This window comes from Rhizobium sp. 01T417 (assembly GCF_056398905.1).
This window is the reverse complement of record NZ_JBFTQH010000004.1, coordinates 295,229-318,579: the sequence shown is the minus strand read 5'-3', so window position 1 is coordinate 318,579 and position 23,351 is coordinate 295,229. Positions and strand designations below refer to the sequence as shown.

Here is a 23,351-nt window from a genome sequence, read left to right as displayed (position 1 = left end):
TCGAACGAAGAACTGAACGAGCTTTGGGCGGAAGCTTGGGGCAGTTATGACAGAAGGGATTTCCGAAAGATTTTAGCACGCAGCTTAACGCATGTTGGAGCCTACGAAGACGAGAGCCTGATCGGCTTCGTCAACGTCGCCACAGATGGTGGGTTGCACGCCTTTGTTCTGGATACCTGTGTCAGGCCAATGTGGCGTAGGAGGGGGATCGCGACGATGTTAGTCAAGGAAGCACGACTGCTGCGCGAGTGCGAGGGGCGACGTGGCTCCATGTCGACTTCGAACCGCATCTGACCTCATTCTATCGTGCTTGCGGGTTTAAATCGACAGAGGCAGGTCTCATGCGGTTGGCAAATCCGGGCTAGGTTATGAAGGCCGCTGGACTAATTGGCGCAGTCTGGCAGCCGGGCGTCGATCTATCCCGTGACCCCCATCGAAACAGAGGGATTTGAATGGCGCAGATTATTTGTCTGCACGGTGCGTCGAGCAGCGGCAAGTCAACCTTCAGGCACGCAATACTGAGCCCAGCCAACCTCCAACGGGCAATCTTACGGCGTTCGTCCAATCCAATCTGAGAGTAGGTGCGCTTCATTGCATCGTCCTTGCAATTGATAACCCATTGGGATCATTAGCAAGTCGCACTTCATTCTAGAACCCACCCGKCTACACCATTAGATCGGATAATCTATCTTATGGAACACCCGAGCGGTTTCATATCTGTTGCTTTTGGCTGAAAATCGAATGCCGAGTTTTCCCAAACTTAACGCCTTGGCTTTCTGTCCATGATGCGCTTGTTGTATTTCGCCACCGACGCTGGTGCGGCAGCAAATACGCGTTTCTCAATATCGTCCTTCTGCTTATCCGACACTGCGCCACGGCTATGTTCGCTTAGCGCTTGAATGACTTCTGCACGAGATTGACCGTGCTCTCCGATGCTTTCGGCGATCACGCGATCCTCGACAGCTTTCCAGTCCACCCTTGCTGGTTCAGTAGTTGCGAGTTCTTGAGCCGCAATTTTGCCAAGTGTACTTCTCGCGCCAACCGACTTCTGTAATGCCACAATTCCGGTAACACGTTTTTGGAACTCCTCATCTTCATCGAAGCGCGGCGGAAAGCAGGACCGTTTGGCCACCTCCTGTGTACGCTTCTGAGCAAGGAACGACGGGACAGAGGGCTTTGGGGCGGCAATCTCCCCTTCCGTGAAAAGGTTGGGGAACAGCCGCTCGCGGTAGTCTAGCGGGAAGGCTAAGCGTACGGGTGTCTTCGGCGAAGCGGACTTCAGGAAACCATGATCGAGCAGCGCCTTCAATGTGTTCCGCGCAGTACGGTCGGGCGACTTCGTGATAAAGCCAATATCGCCGCGATTTATCGAGCCATGTTTGAGGACGGCTGAGATGACGTCCGGAGCACGCTTGTCGTCGATAACATCTTCTACCAATTTGCGGTAACGGCTTTCGAGCGTGTCAAAAGAGAATACAGCATTGGAAAACTGAATCTGGTCGAGGGCCACCGACAAGAACCATTCGCAATAGTCTTGCAGAGCCTTTGCGGACAGGTTTCCTCGACCGTCTCTATCGTTCATGCGTTGCTGGTCGGCATGATCCATCAGCCTTTTGTACTCGCCCTTGTCCTTCAGTCCACGGGCTAGACCACGCGAGATCGACCACAATCCTTTCCCGCCTACACCTGCTTCCTGAGCCATAGCGTGCGACATCAATCGGCTCACCCGACCGTTTCCGTCCATAAACGGATGGATGAAGTTAAGCCGGTGATGCGCGGCAGCGATGGCAACAATCTTGGTTGTCGCCCCCACCTGGGTGGACGCGTAGCGCTTGGAAAAGTAGTCCATGAACGCTTTGACATATTGAGAGGACGGCGGCTGGTGTCGACCGACGGAAACATCGTCGGCGCTCTTTGATCTGAACGCGCCTGGAACGATCTCGACCTTAGGTCCTTCACGGCCTTCGACGAAGCGGAATTCCTCCGGCATCTCCTCATAGAAGCGGCGATGTACCCAAACGATGAACTCGGACGATGTCGGTGGAGGCAATGTGCCATTTCTGTTCAAGCGATCGATTTCCCGCTGAACGATTACATGTGCCCTTGCTTCCAAGGCCAGCGGACGAGTGGCCTCTTCAATCTCAACGCCCGCTAGTGCTCGCTCGATGTCCTTGGGACGTGTATTGTGACCTTCGATCAAGTTTGAGTAGTAGCAGTTCATTACCCTTACGAGATCGGACAGCTCGAAGGCCGAGTCGTTGTGAAGGCCCTGGCCGAGCTTTCCAGATGCTGCCTGAATCTCCACAACGAGATCAGAGATCGAGGAAGGAATGCTATCCTCGAAAAAAGCCGGTTCAATGCGGGTTGGAACTTCTTCTGCCAATTCTTGCCGATCTTTGAAACTCTAAAACACGATGATATTTAGTGGGTTAACCTGCTTATTTCAAGAAAATTGCCGATGTTGATTGCCGATTTTCGAAATTTGCCCCATGTTGGGATTTTTGCCGATCTTTAGCATCCATGTTACGAAGATAAATCAGCTACTTATCGTAGGTCACAAGGTGAGACTTGCCGATGTTTATTGCCGATCTTTGCGCCAACAGCACCTACCTGACCATCCAAATGAACGCACCTGGCAGGCCGGTCGCCCAGACAGTGATGCTCTGTCGGGCGTGGAAAATCCTGCAGAATTATTCTTCATATCGTTCAGCGACGACTGTTGTGCCTTCCTTATTCCCCATGAGCGCTGCCCATCCATTGAGAGCGTTGTTATTGACAACAACGCCAGAGTGTTGTTATCAATAACAACATAAAGGCCAGACTGATCGAGAAATCGCGAACGGTGATCAATGACAAGACTTATTTTGAGGTCGTGTTATGGCACCTACCCAACCCGGTTCCGGGCAGCACGCACCCGTTCAAGTATCGGCTGGCCTTCGTTGTGAACGGTGAGTGCGTTCTCCGCTATGACAATGAGCGCGGGAAAGGCGATCACCGGCACTTGGGTAACCGCGAAGAAGCCATCGAATTTACGTCCCTTGAAGCACTTTACGATGCCTTCCAAGCTGACATGGAAAGGATGCTCAGATGACAACTTTGACTGTGCGCTTGAGTACCATAGCGGATGCCAAGGCTCGCTTTGTCGAGGCCGGAAGGCGGGCGCTTGCAGGGGAGACAGCAGAGGCCGTACCTTCGGTCAACTTCACCTCCTACGATGACATGCACCGAGTGCTCGCGCCTTCCCGCCTCGCTATCGTCAAGGCGCTCGCGGGACACGGGCCGCTGTCGATCCGCGAGGTCGCGCGTCGGGTCAACCGCGATGTGCAGGCCGTTCATCGTGACGTGACGACTCTCGTCAATGCTGGTGTCATCAACCGGACAGAGGATGGAATCGAGTTTCCCTATGATCGCATTCATTTCGAATACGATGTGAGCGCCGCAGCGTGATGAGGAAGTGTTGGCACTGATCGGCTACGCGCGTTTCCACCCGCGAACAAACGGTCGCGGCACAGCTCGACGCGCTACGCAAGGTCGAGTGTATCCGCATCTTCGAGGAAACCGCCTCGGGCGCGAACCACGATCGGCCGCCGCCCGGTTATCATGCCCCTGGTCCGATCCAGGCTCTTGGTGGCGACTACCATGACTTTGCACCATGGCTTGGGCGCGGCGCGAAATCAGGATGTTGGTACTGCCTTGGAAAACCGGCGGCGTTCGAGCGTTTCCGCCTCTAGTGCGAACCCCGCTCGCTCATAGAATCGGTCCGCAGGATTTGTGTTCAGGACGCTGAGCTTCGTAGGAAGTCCATGTTGTGCTGCCTGGTGAGACTTGGTGTTCAAAACATAGGTCCCTATTCCCCTGCTTTGATAGGCGGGGGCTATATATAGTTTTTCTATGAAAATATGATCTTCGTGCCAGATCGCGGCAATACACCCGACGGCCTTGCCGTCCAGTTCAATCACCTCGTGACCCGCCACATCTAGGCTCTCCACTGTGTCAGACTGATTCCAGTCGCCCCACAACGCTTCCGCGTAACTGCGCATGCACATCTCCTCCAGTTCCAGCAGGTAAGCTGCATCCGATTTTGTCGCGGAACGTAGGATTATTGACATTGTCTAGCCGTTCGCCGCATCTGGTATGCGGCGTTGCACCAGTGATTGCTCCAACTCGTCCCCAAGCCATCGATCAGGATACGGTGCCTCCAGGATGGTCCGTCGCAATTCTTGGACAGAGAGCCCGCTATAGCCCAGTTCTTCAAGACGCATCATAAGGAGGCTTGCGTCTATTTGAACTATGAGGCGGGTGGCCCCACTCACCTGCTGCAACACTCCGCGCATTGCTGCATGTGTTCTGAAACCGAAAGATGCTGCGATAGCCTCATCACCATGCGACGAGCCAATAGCTGGGTACCGCTTGCGTAGCGCCTTTTTGAGAGCTGCCACGTTGTGCGGAGAAAACTTTATCGTCTCATAGAACATCGGAAATCCCTTATCCTCGTCGAAGTCTGCCGATTACATTTCGACCTCCGGACAGGGACGTCATCGATTCGAACACCTTTCAATCCGGCAGCAGGTTCGGTAAGGTTCCCATTGGGAGCCTAGCATCTGCTACCCAGGCGATCAAGGAACCCATTCGAGCGCCCCCCGACACGAGTAATGGCAAACAACAGACCCTCGGCGACATTGAAATCGATGCAACGCCAGCCTGCCGCGTATCTCGATTTAAACTCAGCACTTAGCCTCGCTTGATCGTGCCCTGGTGGAAAAGCATCTGCCACCGATCTCCGATAAGCTTCCAAATCGAGCTTCGTAAAACATGCCGCCTTGACCCGTCGTTTTGGGTGCGCTCACTTTCGTAGGTCAACAGCACCGCGTCGTGAGAAATGGACGTCAGGGTGTAGTTGGTCGTTCTGAGACGATCATTGTCATTGCCATCCTCGTGAATCAGAAGTTCGACAATCTCTGTGCGGGAATACACAGTTCCGGATGCTCCGAATTCAACAAATCCTTCTGCAAGCAACGCTTCGACTGCGTCTCTCGACCGCCTGACTTCCGGGCGATGGAGGGCCTCCTCAAGGGCTTGAATATCGGCAAGCTCGGCCCGAGGGCTTGTCATCACTGGCAACTCTAATGGGATGGGCTTCTTGCAGATTATCCGTCCTACTTTCGCCCTGCGCGGTCATTCGTAGGGTTCTAACGCTTGAGGGTCACGCCAGCGATGCGGCTGCGTGTCTTTATGGAGATCGCGGTATCGTTTGAGGTTGTTGGCAGATACAAGCGAGGTCGGCTCCCCACCAACTTCCACTATAACCCCATGCAGCAGCGGAGTATCCCACCAGAAGGGAACGTCGCCCCAGAAGAGCGTAAAAGGCCCCTCTCGCTCCTGCACTAAGGTTATCTCGCACAGCGTGCCATAAAAGCGGAAAGCTCGCTTGTGCCGGAAGCGCTTCAGCGGAACCTCTTCGAACTCAGGATTGTCTCAAAGCTTGAAATCCAGTTCTTCAAAGGTCTCGCTCCGATAGAGCATATCGATATCACCATGAGCGGAGGGTACGCGGAGACCCAGAACTTCTTCCGCCCAACCGCCAAAAAGATCGCAGACAATTCCGGAGCGTCGGAGTCTGGCTGTAACGGCGGCCACTTTCTCTCGGGTATGCTCCATTGATCTCTCCGAACGTGCGTCGAATGGTTACTTAGACCCGGTCTACTGACAGAAGGAAAATGGCTTCGTCTGTCGGGCGCACATCCCCAAAGCTCCGGTAAATATTGTGGAGTGCTGCGTTTTGGTCCAGGTCGCGCCTGGCAGCCGTCCCGTCAGCTATGAAGATTACACGGAACCCGCTGGCATAGGCGTCTCGGGCCGAGGACTCGCAGCAGATGTTCGTCAATGTTCCGGTGATGAAAACGGTGTCGATATCCCGAGAGCGAAGCGCTAATGGCAAGTCTGAAGAGCCAGGGAAACACGCGCTATACGCGGACTTCTCGAAATACAGGTCTTCCGCTTTCGGTGACCACCCCACACCCTTCCCGACAACGGGCCAGCCCCGCCTGACGTCCTAAATACTTCCGCTATCTCGTCGCCAAAGAACTCCCGCGCGAGGTCTGGATGAGGCTGACCGGAGCCGGGAACAACCCACGCCACGGTGCCACCAGCGGTGCGAACGGCATCTGTCAGGCGGATGATGTTGGGCAGTACCCCTCGACAGTAGCCGCTTTCCTCGACGAAAAACGGGACCATATCGATCACGATTAGGGCAGTTCGGCGGACATCGACAGATTCATATGCATGCCGTCGTCCCCGTCTCTGCCCCTGCCGCTCATACTCACGCTGCTCATTCAGCCAATTGTGGAGCTTCGGGCGTGGGCCCGTTAGTTGGGGTGATACTGCGCTGCCCTGATCAACATCCATCTCGGCGAATCCCAGTGAGGTTCACCGATGATCACCGGCTGTTGCATTGGCGTCAACGACTCGGCAACACCCGCATGTCAGACAACTAAGGTAGCCAACGCCGCCATTCACGGTTGCTTTCCATCAAACGCCACAATCATATATGCCGAAGTAGCCACGGATTGTTGGGAGCCATATGTCCAGCATCGAAATCTTCTCCGCACGTCACTAACCGTTCGTGCGCAGGACGCAAACGACGACCACGGCAAGTCTCGCCGCCACCCCGGACCCTGGAGCTGTGAATCCCTACTGAATCAGCCCCGCGTCAATTGTCTTAACGGTGGATTTGTAAGCACTCTGGCTTTTACTCACGAGCGAGGACACGAGCTGGTGGAAGTGGCTTTCCGCCGTTGTGTTCATGTCGGCCTTGTTCTGGTCAGCGCTGCCGACCTACTGTCGTTTCGAGCCGCCTATAGGTTTCCGATCCTGCAGCGAAGGGTCTTCGCCGCAGCAAAACGTCACGCAGATTGAATCTCCTAGAGTCGTCGCTGAGGACGACTTGATCACGATGAATTCAGATTAGAACCGCACCGAACTAACCGCTTTTCGCGCACAAGACGCCCTTTCTCGACTGCGCCTCGGGTTCGCAAATCTGGACAAGGATGAGATCCCGAAACCTGTAGGCCGGCTCCAGACGGCATTTCAAGTTGTTAGCGACGTGCTGCCATTTTCCCATGATCACCTCTCCGACATACACCTCCAAAAACACGCCCTTCCCGTACTGCGACTTTAAGTTATCATATTGCGAGAAGGCAATTTTAGCTTTAGTCTGAGGAGTGTAGTGACGCGAGCAGCTCTTTACAGGTTCCGGGGGGGACAGGAGCAATGCGTTGTAATCTCGATCCATTTGAAACGTTGCATATGTCTTTTCTCAGCTCGGACACGCTTGCGGCCGTGCGGCAGCGCCACAACCCAGCTGGGCCGAAATGGATTCCTTCTACCAGCGACAAAAATCAGACAAAAGCGGCCGACGTCTTCCGAGGTTCTTCCCCGATGAGCGATGAAGCGAACATTCAAATACAAATCAAACTTGCGTGGCTGGCGCTGATCGTGGCTGCCCCTCCGATCATCATCTGGCTCGCTGCCTATATGTTCGATAAAATCATTCCGGTGGAGTGGATTGATTTTAGGTTCATGTCGCGCACGGTCCTGTACGATTTTTCGAACCCGGACATCTCGCCGGACATCTCGAATATCAACCAGATACCGCATGTCCCCTCCACGGTCGTCCTATCGCTGTATGTTTTTGGCTTCCTCGCTTGCGTGACATCGGTGTTGAGCCTTGCGACGGCCATCTATGGCGCTTTTATATTCCACGCTAATTACCGTCGTTCGGCAATGACGGCCGCAGCATGCGCAATCGTACTCGCGTCAGCCATAGCCGTGGCTGCCACGTACTATTCAAACGTCAGGTTGCCAGTAGGGATCGCTGTAAACCTCATCAAGGGGACGCTTTCGACGCTACCAGCAGTTTGCTCGTGCCCGGATAACATAGGCAATACCGGCAACAGTCTTTTGAAAATCGCGGTGATCGTAATGAGCATCGTTGCGCTGGCCGGCTTCTCATTTTGGATCGCTGCGTTGGCACTCGTGGGAAGCAGTCAGGCTGCGCCGGGGCGACGGAAATCGCTCACGGATTTGACGACCCTTGCGGCTGCGACCTTTCTGCTGAGTGTGGTGACTGTCCACCTGCTGTTTCAGCCGGGTGCGGACCTAATTGTGGCAGCTTACCTGCCTGACGGACAGAATGACACCCTTCCTCGCGTGGGGAAGCAAGCTCTGGCCGATTTCACTAACCTACGCAATGCGATGACTTGGTACTGGGGAACGGCTTTCTCGCTGGCCATGGCGTCGATCTACTTTCCAGCGGAACTTTCGATCCCTGATTCGCAAATAGAGAAACAGGGTCTCCAAAGTATCTGGAAGCTGATGGCCAGCGTCGTCACGGTCGTTTCGCCACTCCTTGCGAGCGGAGCGCTTCAGATCATCCAACCGCTGGTAGACTCCATTTCCGCGTCACGATGACAAAACCATATCGAGGGTGAAGCCCCTCCAAGTAGTGGGTAAGACGATGGGGAAAGAGGGTGCAGGAGAGCGAAACAAGAGCATTGGTGTAACGCCTTCGACAGCGCCACAGGTGCTGAGACAGGCAAAGGCCGGAGACGTGATCTCCTTCGAAAGCACTCGGTTTCGCGATTCCCTCGTCCTTTCCGGCAAGAGTGGCTCGGCCGAGAAACCAATCGTGCTGCGTGGTCCGGACGCCACCATCGGGCCCGGAATTCCCTTTGAGGACTTCCGCGAAACAGGCAACCGTCTTGCAAAGGTCCAGGAGGCAGCGGGTCAGTTTCCGGGTCTATATTATCTTGCGGATAACGCCGCCCTTATCGTCCGTAATTGCCAGTGGGTAATAATCGAGGACCTCGAATTCGAGGGATGCTGGCCGACGGCGATATACCTCGACAACTGCCAGAATGTGATCATTCGTAGGGTCGCTTTCAAAGGCGGTACATTTGCGATCGGTGCGACCGGGATCAATACGCGGCATTTGCTAATTGAAGACTGCTCATGGATTCAGGACATGAGTGGTAAGGGGGACGAAGATCTTTTCTCGATTCTTCGCGAAGGCAGACCGCATCCCGGCCCTCCTCGCTTTGAAACGACCCTTTGGTACAAAACACTGTGGACCCAAGTCCACGGATCGGTGAAAGACAACAATCCTCCCATCGATATCAAACATGACGCCCGGGCCTTCGATGGCGATTTCTTCCGCGCGTGGACCATCGCGGGGTACGTCGTTATCCGGCGGAACGTGATCATCGATGCCTTCAACGCGGTCCACTTCTTCAACGAGGCATCGTTCGATACCGTGGAGAGCCACTCAAAGAACGTGCTGATAGAAAACAATTGGTTTGTCAGGATACGTGACAATGCTGTGGAGGCAGAGGATTTCGCTTGGAATTGGACGGTAAGGCACAATTTCTTCGTCGATTGCTACGTGCCCTTCTCTGTCGAGATGGCCCGTTCCGGCCATTTCTACATCTACGGAAACCTCGGGTGGAACGGACACCGTCCCGGGCCGCCCGACGACGATCATTCCAACGGACAACTGTTCAAGTTCCCCGAGACGCATCAGGCAAGCGGCCCGCACTACGTCTTCAACAACACCTGGTGGACCACGATGTCCACGGCCAAGAAGAAGCGCTTCTCGGATTTCCACCACTACAATAACGTGATTGCAATGAGATCCTTGGACGGAAGTCCACTTCAGGACCCGCCGAACGTCTTCGGCAGCGCGTGGCAAACACCGGACATTCCAGACCTAGGCCCCGCAGATCTGGTGAAGAGTGAAGAAAAACGCTTTACCAAGCGGTGGGAGGAATTGGTCATCTCCTTCGACGGAGACTGTATCGAGCATGCCAATTTCCCGGCGGCATACAGAGAGGCCGGCTATCCATTAGGAGACCGCTCCCATTCCTCCCCGGTGGTCTTCAACAAGCTGGAGTTCGGGCTGCCGATAGCGCTACGCTTAATCCAGCCCGCGCGGGCCATGCCGATCGATCTCAAGCTGCCCGACGGGGCTGTTGTAACCGTCGGGAATAGGAAGACGGTAATCGGAGCTTGGCAGGGCAAGAATTTGATTTCCGCACCGACAGTCGCATTTGAGGAACTCTGGCCAGGAATCTCTCCGTTTTCTACGATCAACAGCTATGGTGACGTCTCATCCAAGGCCAACGCCTGAGGAACCAAGAAGCCCAATATATTGTTTGCACTTTCGTTGTCGATCTCGTGCCTATCCACCCTGCTGGTCGGCGCGGAAGAGGATTTCGGAAAATTTCCCGATGGTCCGGAGGGAGTATTCGTGTGCGGCGAAGATCGACCACACTTCAAGCTGACCAAGGATTTTGGCTTCGAAGATCCAATCGTGTTCCTGCTCGGACGACCGTGGACGACGCGTCGATACCCCAAATGTTTTCGTCGAATCCGCGGCTCGAGCCTCAACCAAAACATAGGCCCGGCAGTTTGTGTCGCTGATGGCGCCCAGCGCTCCGCAGGCCGAGATCACTACGAAGTCGTAAGTCCGGAACACTTCTTGCTCGGTTAATGACGTGTTCACCGAGTGGAGGCGTTTTGTAATGAGTTTGCACAGGAGGGATCATTTCACTCGCCCCGAGGGATTACTGCTCGCGGGCATGAGCTGAGGCGACACGGCTACCGCATCAAAACGAGATCCGCTTTCCAACAGATAATGGGACGATCTTGCTGTCGCCAAAAGCGTTCGCCAGCGCGTTCATGGCTCGCCACCCGGTGCAATGGCCCGCAGCGATGGTGACAAGGTCGAATGACGCCAACGCTTCGACCGTCGCCGGGATGATCCGCTCGTTCTGTCCGACAAGATGCAGCCCGCCCACGACGGCATGGAGCGGCACACCGGAAAGACTCGACTTTGCGTGCCTCAGTACATTGATCACGCCCGCATGTGAGCAGGCGCTGAAAATGACCAGGCCTTTCCCGGTAACGTTCACGGCCAGGAAGCGCTCATCCATCATCAGCTCGTCCTGCACCCATTCGCTGCCGTCCGTTGACTGCCGATACTGGCCGGGAAATCCCCGTTCGAAAGCGGTCACGCGATGTATCTCGCCGCTCACGTAGGCCGATCCTTCCAATAACAGCTGCGGCTCCCTCGTATTGACCGTGGCTGCGCCGAAGGAGGCAAGTTCTTCCAAGCTGGCCACGTCTTCCATGAGGCGCAACGACCCATCTTGCCGCTTGAGGCCACGTTTCCCGAACATGTCCGGATGGACGTAGCATGCGACTGGATTGCCCCCATTGCGGTCCCGGATGAGTTGCAAGGCACAAAGCACCGCTCCGCAATGATCCCAGTGGCCGTGAGATAGAACGATTGCCTCAACACGCCCGAGCTCGACGCCAAGCCGCGCGACGTTCTGCTCGAGGACGCGGTCTTCGGGACCGGTGTCGAATAGGATTGTTCTCGTGACGCCTCCTTGATGAATGGTAACGAGACAAGCCAGACCGTGGGCCGCGCAACATAGGCATTTGCCGCCCATGATCCACATCCCACGACGCCGCCGCTCTATGGCCGCGACCTCCGTTTCCACAAATGAAGGCACCGTGGAAAGATTGTCTGTGAGATTGTCGACAAGCACCCGAACCTCGACGCTGTCAACCGCCATTAGCCCGTTCATCAGACCCTCCGTGCCTCGAAATGTCTGTGGGACTGGTTACCAACCTGTCTGCGATTTTATCACCGATTGCGCGGTCTCCCAAACAAGGCGTCACGCCCGCGATGACGCCGGCGGCGGAAGACGTCTCGTAGCTGACGCGCAGGGCTTCACCAGTGCGCACAGGCGGATGCTTTAGGATCGAAACAGATTTTTGTACTGTGCGGGCTGAGATCTGAGATATTGCGGAGGCGCGGACACCTGCCCTCCAAGAACGGCTGCTGCGTGCCAAGGCCAACGAGGGTCGTAGAGCGCGGCTCTTGCTATTGCGATGAGATCCGCGTCTCCAGTAGACACAATCGCCTCAGCCTGAGCAGGCTCGGTTGTCAACCCGACAGCGACAACCGGGATCTTGATCTCATTCTTGATGGCCCGTGCAAGGGGAACCTGATCCTCCCAGGCGTCCGAACTCAGCGGTCAGCCGTGGCTGAACCCGATGGGATCGCCAGCGCCCCGATCGTTGAAGAAAATTTCTGCACAGACTTTCGTTTGTAGGCGGTGTTTAGACCGCATCTTTCGGATCAGTGCGTGATTGCTTAAAGTTACGCCGCGATGATTGGGCGAGCGTTTCGATGACGAGAGCGGCGAAGTTTCCGGCATGGGAGGATATGATTTGGACGAGACACAACACCTGTGGGAATGGCGCGAGAAGATCGCAAATCTCTACTACGAGGTACGTTCTAGTCCGGACGTGGTTGCTGCCTGGAGGCTTTGGTGCGACACCCGTTCGACCCTGTTTCGCGACCATCCTCAGTCGCCAATCGAATTGGCGGACCGCAAGACGTTCGTAGGGCCGACGACATTTTCTTATGATCCCTCGTTGCGCTTGACGGTACAGCTTGTCGCAGTCACGCCGGAACGGATAACCGTCGCAACAGGAGTGGATGGTGACCTGTCGATGCATGCGTTCTCTCGTACATCGGGGCTGGAGGCCAGATTGGGCGGCGAATTAACCCTTTACTGGATTGAGGGGTACGGCGGTGGCGTGTTCCTGCCGTTTGTCGACGCGACCTCAGGGACCGAGACATATGGCGGTGGCCGATATCTCTTCGACACCATCAAGGGAGCGGATCTCGGAGTTGTCCGTCCAGACGGCGCATTGATACTCGATTTCAATTTCTCATATTTTCCTTCGTGCGCCTATTCATCCCGCTATGTCTGTCCATTGGCGCCATCGGACAATCGACTGAAAGGCGCGGTGAGAGCCGGTGAACGGCTACCTATCTCGAAACGATAAGCGCCTAGTTCAGAGGCCTTGAATCTCCGTAGCCGGGCATTCAGAATTCGTCGCCGTGCGCGTATTTCCGTTCCGAATAATACCGTTGTGACAGAGATCTTTCACGCGCAACTCCAATGAACGGTATGATCCGGTTTGAGGCGAGACTACAGGAGAACGTCGTCGTTAACTGATGAGTTTGTATCCCGAGGGGCAGCGCGCTTTACGAGATCATGACAATGGTGGAACTATGGCTCCAGATTGGAGGAAACGTACCAATCGAGCTTATCGATTTCACAGTCCGTGGTGAGCCCGAGGCAGTTGACGTAGAACCCGACGACAAGGACTGCTGATTGGAGGCCCCTTGCCTCAGTTATCCCACGAATTGACCGCCGGAACGGTATTTTTTGTTTCCCCCAGGGGAAGAGGCAAGCTGGAGTTCCAGCCTGCCCCTAACCTCACCCATACTGGCAAAGAGAGCGGCGAGAGCCTTCTCGGAAGCGATCGACCCCGGCTCTTGGGGTCACGCTGCCACTTCCTTGGCAAGTGTAGTTTTCACCCTTGGAACCACTTCTTCCCCAAATAGCCTGATGCTCTGGACCAATTTCTCATGCGGCATCGTTCCGATGCTGTATTTCAGCTGGAACCTCTGAATGCCAAGGTTCTCGATAACTGGCGCAAGCTTTGCGGCCACGCTCTCCGGTGAGCCGACATACAACGAGCCCTGATCGATTTCAGCTTCGTAGTCTCTCTCGCTGACAGGACCCCAGCCCCGTTCACGGCCAATACGATCTCGCATGGCGCGGAAATGCGGCCAGAACTCCGCTTTTGCAGCGGCATCGGTCTCGCCGATATAGCCCGGGGAATGAACACCAACTGGAATTGCCGGATGCTTTAGCTGCTCATTGGCGTTACGATATAGATCGACGAATGGCTTGAAACGATAAGGGCTCCCGCCGATGATGGCGAGCATCATAGGAAGTCCATACTGCGCAGCACGAATGACGGAATCTGGGCTTCCACCAACGCCTAGCCACGTCTTCAGCGGGCCTTTCTCGACAAGGGGAAACACGCGCTGACCATTCAAAGGCGGCCGCGTCATCCCCGTCCAGCTAACTGGCTTCTGCTCAAGGAGCTGGGCGAAAAGCTCGACCTTCTCCTCAAACAGCTTGTCGTAGTCGGACAACGAATACCCAAAGAGCGGGAAAGACTCAGTGAAAGACCCCCTGCCCAGGATGACCTCTGCGCGGCCGTTGGACGCTGCGTCGACAGTTGCGAACCGCTGATAAACGCGCACGGGGTCGTCCGAACTCAGCACCGTTACAGCCGAACCCAGCTTGATCCTATCTGTCACCGTCGCAGCTGCCGCAAGAACAGTTTCCGGGCTGGATACCGCGAAATCCTCGCGATGGTGTTCGCCAATCCCGAAGAAATCGATCCCAACCTGGTCGGCGACCACGGCCTCCTTGATGACATTCCGGATGACCTGAGCATACGTTTCAGGCTGGCCGTTGGCGTCGTGTGTTACGTCCCCAAAGGTATCGAGACCGAATTCTACATTTGACTTTGTCATGCTTGTTGTCCCACGGGCCAAGCCGACGGCAACCGTCGACGCCCAATCGTTTGGATTTTGGGATCTTAGTTGGGGTGCCGCCTAGTAAAACGGAATGGCGAAAAACTAGATCGTTATCATCGAAGAGTTAGAAGATATGGGGGTCCCCCAAGATGGGACGAGCACCTTGGGGCACACGATCAACGTGAGTAACCTCGTCAAGCAGAACCGGCGGCAAGGGCTTCCCCGCTGGCTTTGACCACCGCATCCACTGTGATGCCGAACTTGTTGTAGACGTCGTCGATCTTTCCGGATGCGCCGAAGCTATGCATACCCACGAACCGACCATTGAACCCGAGATATCGGTCCCAGCTATCTTGGACGGCAGCCTCTACAGCGACCCTCGCAGATCCCGCGCCGAGTACCTTCCTCTTGTACTCGGGCGTCTGAGCCTCGAACAATAGTCGGCATGGCATCGAGACGACGGCGGTCCGAATACCTCCGGCCTGCAACCGATCCCGAGCTTGGACTGCCAGATGGAGCTCTGAGCCGGTCGCCATGATAGTCAGCTGACGCTCGCCGCCTTCGGCTTCCAGCAGCACGTACCCGCCTTTTGCTGACAGGTTTTCGCTTCCAGTGGTCCTGCGCAGCAATGGCATTGGCTGCCGGGACAGTGCGATGAGAGCAGCTCTGCGGGGAGCGTCGAGAATTGCTTCCCAGCATTCTGCCGTCTCAATCGGATCACCCGGACGGTAAACAGCGAGCCCTGGGATTGCCCGAAGTGCGGACAGATGCTCGACTGGCTGATGGGTCGGCCCATCTTCGCCCAAGCCGATAGAATCGTGCGTCATCACAAAGATCGAGCGGATTTCCATCATGGCGGCAAGGCGAATGGCGGGTCGCGCGTAATCAGAGAACGTCAGGAACGTGCCGCCGTACGGAATCAATCCCCCGTGAAGGGCGATGCCATTGATCGTGGCGGCCATACCATGCTCGCGGACGCCATAATGGATGTAGGAGCCCGCATACTGACCGGGGGCGATCTCGACCTGGGACTTGGCTTTCGTGTTGTTGGATGGCGTCAGATCGGCTGAACCTCCGATCAGCTCCGGTACGGCCTCGGCCAAGTGATTAAGGACGGTACCACTGGCTTGGCGAGTGGCCATATCCTTCTCGCTTGCCAGCAACTCACTTTTGGCCGCCTCGATCGCCTTGCGCCAGTCGTGCGGCAACGCACCTTTCATCCGGCGCTCGAATTCCGCGCGGATCTCGCCGTTCGCGGTTTGAACGCGTACTGCCCACGCCATCCGCGCGTTTTGCCCCTTTGAGCCAATGGAGCGCCACGCCTCAAGCAGGTCATTTGGAATCTCGAACGGAGGCGAAGACCAGTCCAAGAGCTTTCGTGCCCCCGCAATCTCTTCCTCCCCTGGCGCATCGCTGTGTGCCTTCTGGGTTCCTGCCTTTGTCGGGAAGCCAAAGCCAATGATCGTCTTGCAGGCGATCATCGAGGGTCGGTCGGTGACCTTCCGCGCCTCGATGATCGCTGCCCTGATAGCATCGGTATCGTGTCCGTCGATCTGCAGGACATGCCAGTTGGCCGAACGGAAACGCGCCTGATGGTCATCGGACTCGGCGAGGCTGGTCGCGCCGTCGATGGAAATCGAGTTGTCATCCCAGAAATAGATGAGCTTCCCGAGTTTCAGGTGACCTGCGAGCGCGATGGCTTCCTGGCTGATACCTTCCATCAGGCAACCGTCGCCATGGAAGACGTAGGTGTAGTGGTTCGAAAGATCGTCGCCGAACTTTGCGTTCATGATCCGCTCGGCCAGGGCCATGCCGACCCCGTTGGCAAGCCCCTGCCCCAGTGGACCGGTCGTCGTTTCGATGCCTGTCGCGTGATGGTATTCTGGGTGTCCTGCTGTTCGCGAACCGATTTGGCGAAAATTCTTGATCTCATCGATGGTCATATCCTCGTAGCCGGTCAGATACAGAAGGCTGTAGAGCAGCATCGAGCCATGACCGTTCGAGATCAGGAACCGGTCACGGTCGTACCAGTAAGGGTCCTTGCTATCGAACTTCATGAATTCAGAGAAAAGCACGGCCGCGATGTCTGCCATGCCCATTGGCATGCCGGGGTGACCGCTTTTGGCCCTCTGGACCGCGTCCATGGAAAGGAACCGAATGCAGTTGGCGAGCTTGCGGAGGTGGGGGTCTTTTGGCGCGGGAACAGATGCGGTCGTATCGGGCATGGGTATCTCCTAGTTCAGACCGAGTATCTCGCTTGGAGATAGGGCGAGGACGAAGGAGCGACAGAAGGGTGACGCGTCAGCGACTATGGGTCACACATCAGAAGGTGTACTGGCTGTCGCCGGAATGTGAAAGCTGGAAGCTACGGGAACAGCCGCTCGGAAAAGCATTCTCAATCTACTTACGCATCTTCGCGGGCTTGCTGTTCACAACCAACGCGACGCCTCTCAGTTTGACCAAGCACCCGCCACAGAAGGCAAATTTCACCTCGTCGGCTTGCGAACGCTAAGCATCACGCACATGCCGTTCCGTTAAAAATTGAATGCTTGGCAGGATGAGGTGGCGACGCACTGGTCCTGACAGGCAGCTAGCTGCCCCGGCGGCGCGTTACTCCGGCTTCCATTGATACCGTTCGGGATGGGCCTTAACCTTGGCTTCCGTAATGCTTCCATCTTTACGACCGGTGGGGTCGACATACATCGCCCTGGCGGCCATCAATGCGATGTAAAGTTCGGCCTCATCGGCGTCGAGGGTCGCCACAAACACGCGCTGTTCATCATCCGCTAGGGCAAGAAACCTTTCGTATTGATCAATCGCCTCGGGTTTGGCGCCGTCCCCAAAAGGCAGCCACTTGAGCCGAAGGCGTTGACGTAGGGTTGCCTCCTGCCGCTTCGTGCCTTCGCCATTGATGTGGTAGGTTTTGCCCTTTTCCAAAGTCATCGCGGTCAACCGAAGCTTCTTGGAGCTTTGTATGGTAGAGCACTCAACGTTTATTCGATAGTGGCTTATCGAGAAGCGCGACAACTGGCCCGTTAGAGGCATCGTTTGCTGGCTGCCCCCCGCTAGTGGACGCGGCGCGGTGCCTTCGCCCGTCGTCGACCACATTGCCATATCGCCCAAGCATATCACGAAGCCATTGGTTTTCGGCCATTAGTTCTTTTCTTTGCTCGTCAACGCCCGCCGAGCATTTCAACCGGTCTGCCTGCCTAGAGTGAACTGGGCGCTTGTCATTGCAAGCAACTCCCGGGCCGACAGGCAAATTGAATCCCCTTCTATCTATTTCTTCACCAAGGACTTCATCACCATCATCCACTCCCCTTGGTTCGGCTTGCACGACGGCGTTATGCTTCCGAGAGTCATTTTCAGAGAACCTAGCCTCGCTTCCGGCCATCAGGTCATCGAGTTCTTGTATCCAGAGGTAATATTTCTCCCGCAAAGGATGGTCGTCGGCCAACGAAGTCAGCTTTGTTTGCGCTAAGCGCTTTTTATCTCGATGCAATCGGTTATCGATTTTCACTGTCCATCAACCTCGCTATGCAGAAGCGGAACATACAGGGAACAGAAACTGCAGTAAAGCTCGATCATTCCCCCTCGTAGCTCCATTGGTCTCTGCTCGGGAAAGCTCACTCTGCTTTGCGCAAAGGGTGCGTGAGCCTTCGATCAATGCAAGCCGAAGAGCTGTCGGCCCAGGCAGGCTAATTTGTTTTTCTGACGACGAGCGAGGTATTTGCGAACAGCTCTGATCAAGCAGGTTCGTGCTGGGGCACGCCAATCCGGAAATTCATTCCGGCAGTCCAGCCATTCGGTATCCTTCGACGAAGCGTTGGACTGTTTCGATATCCCGTGCGGGTTGCGCAGCGGCCCAGTGCGAAATCGTAAAGTTTGGCGCTGTTGCCATGAAAAGGTTAGCTTCGCGCATGGCATCCTCCTCGCGTCCAAGTTGGGCCAGGCTGGCCGCCAGGATACGGCGCGAGCCGCTGCGATACGTCGCCTCCTTCCTCAACACCCGAACAGCTTCTTCGTATTGTCCAGCGGCGTAGTGAGCGAGGCCAAGGACCCAATAATACCACCCTGCCGGTTGAGGATTCAATCGCAATGCCCGTTCAGTCGTTTCGATCGCCTCTACCGCCCGACCGGCGTAGGCGGCAAGTTCCGACCACATGACCGAAGCATCAGCGTGATTTGGCTCTAGCCTGAAAGCAGCCGCGAACTCGGCCTCCGATTCCGTCCAGCGTTTTTCATAAGCCAAAAGATATCCCAAAATCCAACGACTGGCAGCGTCGTTTTCGTCCAATGCTACCGCCTTATGGGCCAGTTCAAGGGCGCGTGACCGGTTGTGCGCCGACGTGTCGATACTTAGGGCCCACGATTGCCAGTAGACAAAGGCAAGCCAACGATATGCCTCCGCATACTCAGGATCCGCCGAAATTGCTCGACGCAGCAAAATCTCAGCCTCGCGGCTGGCTTCAGAAGACCCGGAAAACATCGAAATCAGGCCTCGTCCGCGAACACAATTGTCATAGGCCTCCAAGCTTTTGGGGCGCTTTCGCGTTGGCAACGTCGCCAACCGTCCAGCAAGAGCCTCCACGATTTTATGCGTAACTTCGTCCTGGACACCGAATATGTCTTCGACGTTGCGATCAAAACGCTCGGCCCAGAGATGATCTCCGCCAATGGCATCGATAAGCTGGACATTGATGCGCACACGACCGGCGGCTCGGCGTGCGCTGCCCTCCAGGACATATCGGACGCCCAATTCTTGCGCAATCAATCGGACGTCGACGGACCTTCCGCGATAGGCAAAGGTCGAATGGCGCGCGATAACGAAAAGGCTATCATTTCGCGAAAGTTCGGTAATCAGGTCTTCGGTCAGACCGTCTGTGAAAATATCCTGCGCGGCTTCGCCGCTTAGATTTGTAAATGGCAGAACGGCTATGGACGGCTTGGCAGGCAGCTGAAGCGCCGTATGCGCTTCATGTCCAACAGAGGCATTCTCTTCTGAGACCACACGATAAACGTGAACCGGGTCTACCATGTTTTTCAGGCATTTCGGTCCAAGATCCTCGAATTCAGACGCCAGCTTGCGATTCACTTGATCACGGATGCCCGCGGACACGTAAATGGCACCGGGCTCCGCCAGACTTTGTAGCCGCGCGGCGATGTTGATGCCGTCGCCATAGAGGTCGCCGCCGTCTATGACAACGTCCCCCAAATTTATTCCAATGCGCAAGAGGATATGGCGCGCCTTTGGCAGGGTACGGTTTGCATCCTTCATCTTCCGCTGCAACTCGACGGCCGCGGAAATGGCATTGACGGCGCTCGGAAACTCCAGGAGAACCCCGTCCCCCATCACTTTGACGATGCGGCCGTCGTGGGCGCGTACGATAGGCTGGAGAATTGTAGCACGACGGTCCTTCAGTATTGCGAGCGTCGCAGCCTCGTCCTCTTCCATTAGACGCGAATATCCAACGACGTCCGCGACGACGATTGCTGCCAGACGCCTATGGACGCGTTCTTCGACCATTTGGGCAACCGTACTGGAGAGATGGCGTTCGTCGATGGTAATTGTGCTTCGCGCAGTAGTCCATTTCAAAGACCCCTCAAGCTTGTCGCGCGATCTTGTCCTGCGACTGTAGCAAGTCAGGAGCCAACCGGGAACTCTATAACGCTGCTCAGGTTCGGTCCGACGCTAAAAACCGCGTTCTCCTAAGATTCTTTCCCGCTCTGGGCGCCGGGCAGCAAGCCAATAAGCTATCGGCCCGGACGAAATCGCCGCGCGGCGGGAGTCCGCGCAACTGAGAACGCGAGTTGTTCCATCCGCTGTCCCTGATGACCCAAATTCAGCCCCGTCCTCCCTCGGCGGGATTTTTTCCGCATGGTTCGTTGCGCACCGGAACAATCCCGCGATTGGGCGCCATATTGGCGTAAGCCACCTGATGTTACGCGGCTCGGGATGCTCGGTCATCCTCGGAGAGACCGTCACTTGCATTGCGGGTGGCTCCGCGCGAGGCCTGCACACTAGGCAACGCTTGCCAAACCTCGGCTGGTTCCGGGGGCTGTGAGCGTCGCCGGAAGCGTGCCCGTCCAATCAAGCGAAGATACCCATCTGCCAGATTGCGCTGTACCCATCCTTATGCGAGCATCGTTCAACGTGCGGAGGAGCTGCGATGAACGGCGCGGACAACTTATGCGACACGCTTTTGGCGAATGACGTCAACGTATGCTTCGCGAATCCTGGTACGTCGGAGATGCACTTTGTCGCGGCGCTGGACCGAAAGCCGGAATTGCGCTGCGTTCTCGGCCTCTTTGAAGGGGTCGTTACGGGGGCAGCCGACGGTTACGCGCGGATGACAGATCGCCCCGCAGCAACTTTGCTTCATACGGGCCCTGGCCTCGCAAACGGATTGGCAAACCTCCACAATGCACGTCGCGCCCGAGTTCCCATGATCAACATTGTCGGTGATCATGCCTCCTATCACCTCCCACTCGACGCCCCGCTCACCAGTGACATTGAAAGTCTCGCAGCGCCTATGTCTAACTGGGTGCATCGCATCCGCAGTTCTGAGGATGTGGCCCCGTCCATTGAGTCTGCCTACCGCGCAGCGCTATCTCCTCCAGGGATAGCGACGATAATATTACCGGCGGACGCGGCATGGGGCGACTGTGCCCCTTCGCACGCGAAAAGGTTGATTGTGGCAAAGCCGACCGCTCCAAGCGTGGAAACTGTGCGCCGCGCCGCTACCGCGCTCCGCACCGCGCGGGGTCGAACTGGTATCCTCGTCGGCGGAGCCGCCGCTCGTGAAGATTGCCTCAAAATTGCAGGCTCAATCGCGGCCGCCACCGAAGCCCGCCTTTTTAGCGAGGTCCTGGTAGCGAGGATGGAGCGAGGCGGAGGTCGGGCCGCGCCTGCCCGTATCCCCTACCCTATAGACGCCGCATTAGAAGTACTGCGCGACATCGACGTGATGGTCTTGGTGGGAGCGCCAGAACCTGTGGCGTTCTTCGCTTATCCCGGAAAACCGGGGAAGCTCCTCCGCGAAGGCTGTGAGGTCCTCACTCTGGGGAAACACGGAGAAGATCTGAAGGCCGCGCTGGAAGCACTAAGAGACGAACTAGAGGCCAGGAGCCCGCCGAGGACAGTTTCCGCCCTCCGTGACGACTCCATTCCGCGCGGACAGCTGACCGACGGGGCCATTTCGCTCATGGTCACCCAGAAACTCCCGGAGAATGCTATCGTCGCCGATGAAGCGATCACGTCTGCGCGTAGGTTCTTCGAGCTGTCTGCCGCCGCTGCCCCGCATGATTACCTGATGACGACGGGAGGAGCCATTGGGTGCGGGATACCTCTCTCCACGGGCGCAGCAATTGCATGTCCGGGTAGGAAAGTCATCAATCTGCAGGCGGACGGAAGCGCCATGTACACTGTGCAAGCCCTGTGGACACAGGCCCGTGAAAACCTCGACGTAGTGACCATCATATTCGCCAACCGGGCATACGCTGTTCTCCACGGGGAGATGCGGAACGTTGGCGTGGGGTCGATCGGAACGAACGCGCGGCGGATGTTGGACCTTGATAAACCGGAATGGGATTGGGTTTCTATTTCAAGAGGCATGGGAGTCGACGCTGCACGAGCGCGGTCCTGTGAGGAATTCAACGATCTCCTCAGCACCGCATTGCAGCGTAGCGGCCCGTTTCTTATAGAGGCCATCATCTGACTTGGGGTGGTACCCTCCTCAACAGGAGCAGCATCTTTCGAAGTCAGGTGGAGAGCTGAGCCGCAGATGCGGTTGCTTGTTGCCTACCTCATTCCTTGCTGGGCCTCAGTCAGATCGCTCGTTCTGGCCTTTTGAATGCTTGGCCTTGCGTCCGGCAAGATCGATGTCATTGGCAGGCTGTTCTATCAGCTTGCTCGCAGCCGCTCCGGCACCATCAGAGCCATCGTCGAGCTAGCCGGAAACCGACGGCTGATCGCGCAATACGCTTCGGTAGAGTCGCAGATTCGAATATACATTCGCTCTGTAGAATCCCTCCTGTTCGAACCGGCAGCTATTATCTTACAACATGAGGCCATCGCGCGCGCGATTACGGAAGGCGACGTTGGAAAGGCGAGCTTGCGGAAGCGCACAACCTGGTGGAGCCAAGCTCGTTTGGTCATGCTTGCTGTCGTTGGATTGGCAAGGGCTCGTCAGAATTCCGGCGGGCCCGCGTGGCAAGCCTGCGCTTGTACTTTTCGAGTAGCGATCGGTTCCATGCACCTGCCGCTTAGACGCGATACAGGATTAGCAGACGCAGGGATTTCGGCTGCAGTTTGGCATCCAACCGCAAGCAATTGGCATCAGCAAGCAAGCCATTCATTTTTGCTTATCCCATTTATCCATTGCCCCAGACGAAGGCGCAAGACGAAAGTTCGTCGACGGTCAGGCCTAACCAAAGAAACCGACTGAGATTTGGAATCCAGAGGGAGCCGGGAAACCAGCCGCTGACATGGATCGATGTCCCGTCGTTAGGATTGGAAAAATGAAACCCACTAGTGAACCAAACAGAGCGTTGCAGTCCGGATATGCGCCAGGTGGCGACGCACAGGTCATCGCTCACATCGCCAAAACCAGATTCGGCGGCTTCGCATCCATGTTCGAGCACCATGGATGGCCAGAACGCGGCTCCGATATGATGCGCAAGGTTCAAACACGTGTCGCGGAGACTTACGGCACCGTCAAAGCTTTCGAAGAGCATTTTAAAGGGAGAAACGAACCGTGAAAAAGCAATTGCAATAGTTCTGTCTGTCACGGCCTTCGGCACCGGCTCTCATGGGGGGCGGATGCCTTGTCAATTGGCCGCAAGGGACGCCCCTAACAATCCGGAATTCAGGTCA

20 protein-coding genes and 5 pseudogenes are annotated in these 23,351 nt (G+C 56.2%); 9 read left to right on the top strand and 16 right to left on the bottom strand.

From position 1 onward, the window contains the following. Positions 1-365 (top strand): annotated as a pseudogene (locus AC1DPR_RS07055) (GNAT family N-acetyltransferase); the annotation flags it as partial. A 149-nt stretch (positions 366-514) separates the two neighbouring features. Here AC1DPR_RS07055 and AC1DPR_RS07050 read toward each other — a convergent pair. After that, a pseudogene (locus AC1DPR_RS07050) lies at positions 515-592 on the bottom strand (integrase catalytic region); the annotation flags it as partial. Between the two features lie 168 nt (positions 593-760). Continuing rightward, on the bottom strand, positions 761-2,383 hold the full coding sequence (locus AC1DPR_RS07045; protein WP_477816019.1) for a Fic family protein: 1,623 nt from the start codon (positions 2,381-2,383) through the stop codon (positions 761-763). Positions 2,384-2,809: 426 nt separating this feature from the next. On the opposite strand from AC1DPR_RS07045, the gene AC1DPR_RS07040 reads away from it, so the two are divergent. The 3 genes and pseudogenes from AC1DPR_RS07040 to AC1DPR_RS07030 all read left to right on the top strand — a co-directional run. Further along, the gene (locus AC1DPR_RS07040; RefSeq protein ID WP_060529085.1) at positions 2,810-3,091 is read left to right on the top strand and encodes a toxin-antitoxin system TumE family protein; all 282 of its coding nucleotides are present in this window, start codon (positions 2,810-2,812) and stop codon (positions 3,089-3,091) included. Beyond that, positions 3,088-3,447, top strand: a complete 360-nt coding sequence (locus tag AC1DPR_RS07035; RefSeq protein ID WP_477816018.1) for an HVO_A0114 family putative DNA-binding protein — start codon at positions 3,088-3,090, stop codon at positions 3,445-3,447. The genes AC1DPR_RS07040 and AC1DPR_RS07035 overlap by 4 nt, the downstream gene beginning before the upstream one ends. A gap of 80 nt (positions 3,448-3,527) precedes the next feature. Next, positions 3,528-3,731: pseudogene (locus AC1DPR_RS07030) on the top strand (hypothetical protein); the annotation flags it as partial. Here the strand turns inward: AC1DPR_RS07030 and AC1DPR_RS07025 are convergent. The 5 genes from AC1DPR_RS07025 to AC1DPR_RS07005 all read right to left on the bottom strand — a co-directional run bounded on the left by AC1DPR_RS07025 (position 3,675) and on the right by AC1DPR_RS07005 (position 6,016). After that, complete coding sequence (locus AC1DPR_RS07025; RefSeq protein ID WP_477816017.1) at positions 3,675-4,040, bottom strand: GNAT family N-acetyltransferase; 366 nt, start codon at positions 4,038-4,040, stop codon at positions 3,675-3,677. The pseudogene AC1DPR_RS07030 and the gene AC1DPR_RS07025 sit on opposite strands and share 57 nt — an antisense overlap. A gap of 72 nt (positions 4,041-4,112) precedes the next feature. Then, positions 4,113-4,475 carry a hypothetical protein gene (locus tag AC1DPR_RS07020; protein ID WP_477816016.1) on the bottom strand — a complete coding sequence of 121 codons (363 nt, stop codon included), beginning with the start codon at positions 4,473-4,475 and terminating at the stop codon, positions 4,113-4,115. Between the two features lie 256 nt (positions 4,476-4,731). Further along, complete coding sequence (locus AC1DPR_RS07015; RefSeq protein ID WP_477816029.1) at positions 4,732-5,112, bottom strand: nuclear transport factor 2 family protein; 381 nt, start codon at positions 5,110-5,112, stop codon at positions 4,732-4,734. Between the two features lie 363 nt (positions 5,113-5,475). After that, on the bottom strand, positions 5,476-5,658 hold the full coding sequence (locus AC1DPR_RS07010) for a hypothetical protein (protein WP_477816015.1): 183 nt from the start codon (positions 5,656-5,658) through the stop codon (positions 5,476-5,478). A 31-nt stretch (positions 5,659-5,689) separates the two neighbouring features. Further along, a complete protein-coding gene (locus AC1DPR_RS07005; protein ID WP_477816014.1) occupies positions 5,690-6,016 on the bottom strand; it encodes an isochorismatase family protein in 327 nt (108 codons plus the stop codon). Between the two features lie 1,253 nt (positions 6,017-7,269). Here AC1DPR_RS07005 and AC1DPR_RS07000 point away from each other — a divergent pair. Both AC1DPR_RS07000 and AC1DPR_RS06995 read left to right on the top strand, forming a co-directional pair. Further along, entirely contained in the window at positions 7,270-8,469 is a 1,200-nt protein-coding gene (locus tag AC1DPR_RS07000; protein WP_477816013.1) for a hypothetical protein, read from the top strand. Positions 8,470-8,515: 46 nt separating this feature from the next. Then, positions 8,516-10,183, top strand: a complete 1,668-nt coding sequence (locus tag AC1DPR_RS06995; protein ID WP_477816012.1) for a right-handed parallel beta-helix repeat-containing protein — start codon at positions 8,516-8,518, stop codon at positions 10,181-10,183. Between the two features lie 478 nt (positions 10,184-10,661). On the opposite strand, the gene AC1DPR_RS06990 is transcribed toward AC1DPR_RS06995, so the two are convergent. From AC1DPR_RS06990 to AC1DPR_RS06980, 3 genes and pseudogenes are all read right to left on the bottom strand, one after another. Continuing rightward, positions 10,662-11,195, bottom strand: a complete 534-nt coding sequence (locus AC1DPR_RS06990; protein WP_477816031.1) for an MBL fold metallo-hydrolase — start codon at positions 11,193-11,195, stop codon at positions 10,662-10,664. Positions 11,196-11,243: 48 nt separating this feature from the next. Next, positions 11,244-11,510 (bottom strand): annotated as a pseudogene (locus AC1DPR_RS06985) (MBL fold metallo-hydrolase); the annotation flags it as partial. 309 nt (positions 11,511-11,819) lie between these two features. Next, positions 11,820-12,074 (bottom strand): annotated as a pseudogene (locus tag AC1DPR_RS06980) (oxidoreductase); the annotation flags it as partial. A gap of 208 nt (positions 12,075-12,282) precedes the next feature. On the opposite strand from AC1DPR_RS06980, the gene AC1DPR_RS06975 reads away from it, so the two are divergent. After that, complete coding sequence (locus AC1DPR_RS06975; RefSeq protein ID WP_477816028.1) at positions 12,283-12,921, top strand: DUF1684 domain-containing protein; 639 nt, start codon at positions 12,283-12,285, stop codon at positions 12,919-12,921. A gap of 502 nt (positions 12,922-13,423) precedes the next feature. Here the strand turns inward: AC1DPR_RS06975 and AC1DPR_RS06970 are convergent. The 5 genes from AC1DPR_RS06970 to AC1DPR_RS06950 form a co-directional block, all read right to left on the bottom strand. Further along, complete coding sequence (locus AC1DPR_RS06970) at positions 13,424-14,473, bottom strand: LLM class flavin-dependent oxidoreductase (protein WP_477816027.1); 1,050 nt, start codon at positions 14,471-14,473, stop codon at positions 13,424-13,426. Between the two features lie 197 nt (positions 14,474-14,670). Next, the gene (gene tkt / locus AC1DPR_RS06965) at positions 14,671-16,701 is read right to left on the bottom strand and encodes a transketolase (RefSeq protein WP_477816011.1); all 2,031 of its coding nucleotides are present in this window, start codon (positions 16,699-16,701) and stop codon (positions 14,671-14,673) included. Positions 16,702-17,086: 385 nt separating this feature from the next. Next, the gene (locus AC1DPR_RS06960; protein ID WP_477816010.1) at positions 17,087-17,428 is read right to left on the bottom strand and encodes a hypothetical protein; all 342 of its coding nucleotides are present in this window, start codon (positions 17,426-17,428) and stop codon (positions 17,087-17,089) included. 34 nt (positions 17,429-17,462) lie between these two features. Beyond that, on the bottom strand, positions 17,463-17,996 hold the full coding sequence (locus AC1DPR_RS06955) for a hypothetical protein (RefSeq protein WP_477816009.1): 534 nt from the start codon (positions 17,994-17,996) through the stop codon (positions 17,463-17,465). Between the two features lie 264 nt (positions 17,997-18,260). Next, entirely contained in the window at positions 18,261-20,003 is a 1,743-nt protein-coding gene (locus AC1DPR_RS06950; RefSeq protein ID WP_477816026.1) for an adenylate/guanylate cyclase domain-containing protein, read from the bottom strand. A 643-nt stretch (positions 20,004-20,646) separates the two neighbouring features. On the opposite strand from AC1DPR_RS06950, the gene AC1DPR_RS06945 reads away from it, so the two are divergent. Continuing rightward, positions 20,647-22,194: an acetolactate synthase large subunit gene (locus AC1DPR_RS06945; protein WP_477816008.1), complete on the top strand. Its 1,548-nt coding sequence runs from the start codon at positions 20,647-20,649 to the stop codon at positions 22,192-22,194. 135 nt (positions 22,195-22,329) lie between these two features. Beyond that, entirely contained in the window at positions 22,330-22,923 is a 594-nt protein-coding gene (locus AC1DPR_RS06940) for an FCD domain-containing protein (RefSeq protein ID WP_477816007.1), read from the top strand. On the opposite strand, the gene AC1DPR_RS06935 is transcribed toward AC1DPR_RS06940, so the two are convergent. Beyond that, complete coding sequence (locus AC1DPR_RS06935) at positions 22,850-23,278, bottom strand: hypothetical protein (protein ID WP_477816030.1); 429 nt, start codon at positions 23,276-23,278, stop codon at positions 22,850-22,852. The genes AC1DPR_RS06940 and AC1DPR_RS06935 overlap by 74 nt on opposite strands. Between the last annotated feature and the right edge of the window lie 73 nt (positions 23,279-23,351).

Excerpts from the sequence above, each read along its gene's own strand:
- AC1DPR_RS07035 (WP_477816018.1), top strand. The coding sequence starts at position 3,088 with ATGACAACTTTGACTGTGCGCTTGAGTACCATAGCGGATGCCAAGGCT.
- AC1DPR_RS07025 (WP_477816017.1), bottom strand. The coding sequence starts at position 4,040 with ATGCGCAGTTACGCGGAAGCGTTGTGGGGCGACTGGAATCAGTCTGAC.
- AC1DPR_RS07020 (WP_477816016.1), bottom strand. The coding sequence starts at position 4,475 with ATGTTCTATGAGACGATAAAGTTTTCTCCGCACAACGTGGCAGCTCTC.
- AC1DPR_RS07015 (WP_477816029.1), bottom strand. The coding sequence starts at position 5,112 with ATGACAAGCCCTCGGGCCGAGCTTGCCGATATTCAAGCCCTTGAGGAG.
- AC1DPR_RS07010 (WP_477816015.1), bottom strand. The coding sequence starts at position 5,658 with ATGGAGCATACCCGAGAGAAAGTGGCCGCCGTTACAGCCAGACTCCGA.
- AC1DPR_RS07000 (WP_477816013.1), top strand. The coding sequence starts at position 7,270 with ATGCGTTGTAATCTCGATCCATTTGAAACGTTGCATATGTCTTTTCTC.
- AC1DPR_RS06995 (WP_477816012.1), top strand. The coding sequence starts at position 8,516 with ATGGGGAAAGAGGGTGCAGGAGAGCGAAACAAGAGCATTGGTGTAACG.
- AC1DPR_RS06975 (WP_477816028.1), top strand. The coding sequence starts at position 12,283 with ATGGGAGGATATGATTTGGACGAGACACAACACCTGTGGGAATGGCGC.
- AC1DPR_RS06970 (WP_477816027.1), bottom strand. The coding sequence starts at position 14,473 with ATGACAAAGTCAAATGTAGAATTCGGTCTCGATACCTTTGGGGACGTA.
- tkt (WP_477816011.1), bottom strand. The coding sequence starts at position 16,701 with ATGCCCGATACGACCGCATCTGTTCCCGCGCCAAAAGACCCCCACCTC.
- AC1DPR_RS06950 (WP_477816026.1), bottom strand. The coding sequence starts at position 20,003 with ATGGTCGAAGAACGCGTCCATAGGCGTCTGGCAGCAATCGTCGTCGCG.
- AC1DPR_RS06945 (WP_477816008.1), top strand. The coding sequence starts at position 20,647 with ATGAACGGCGCGGACAACTTATGCGACACGCTTTTGGCGAATGACGTC.
- AC1DPR_RS06940 (WP_477816007.1), top strand. The coding sequence starts at position 22,330 with ATGCTTGGCCTTGCGTCCGGCAAGATCGATGTCATTGGCAGGCTGTTC.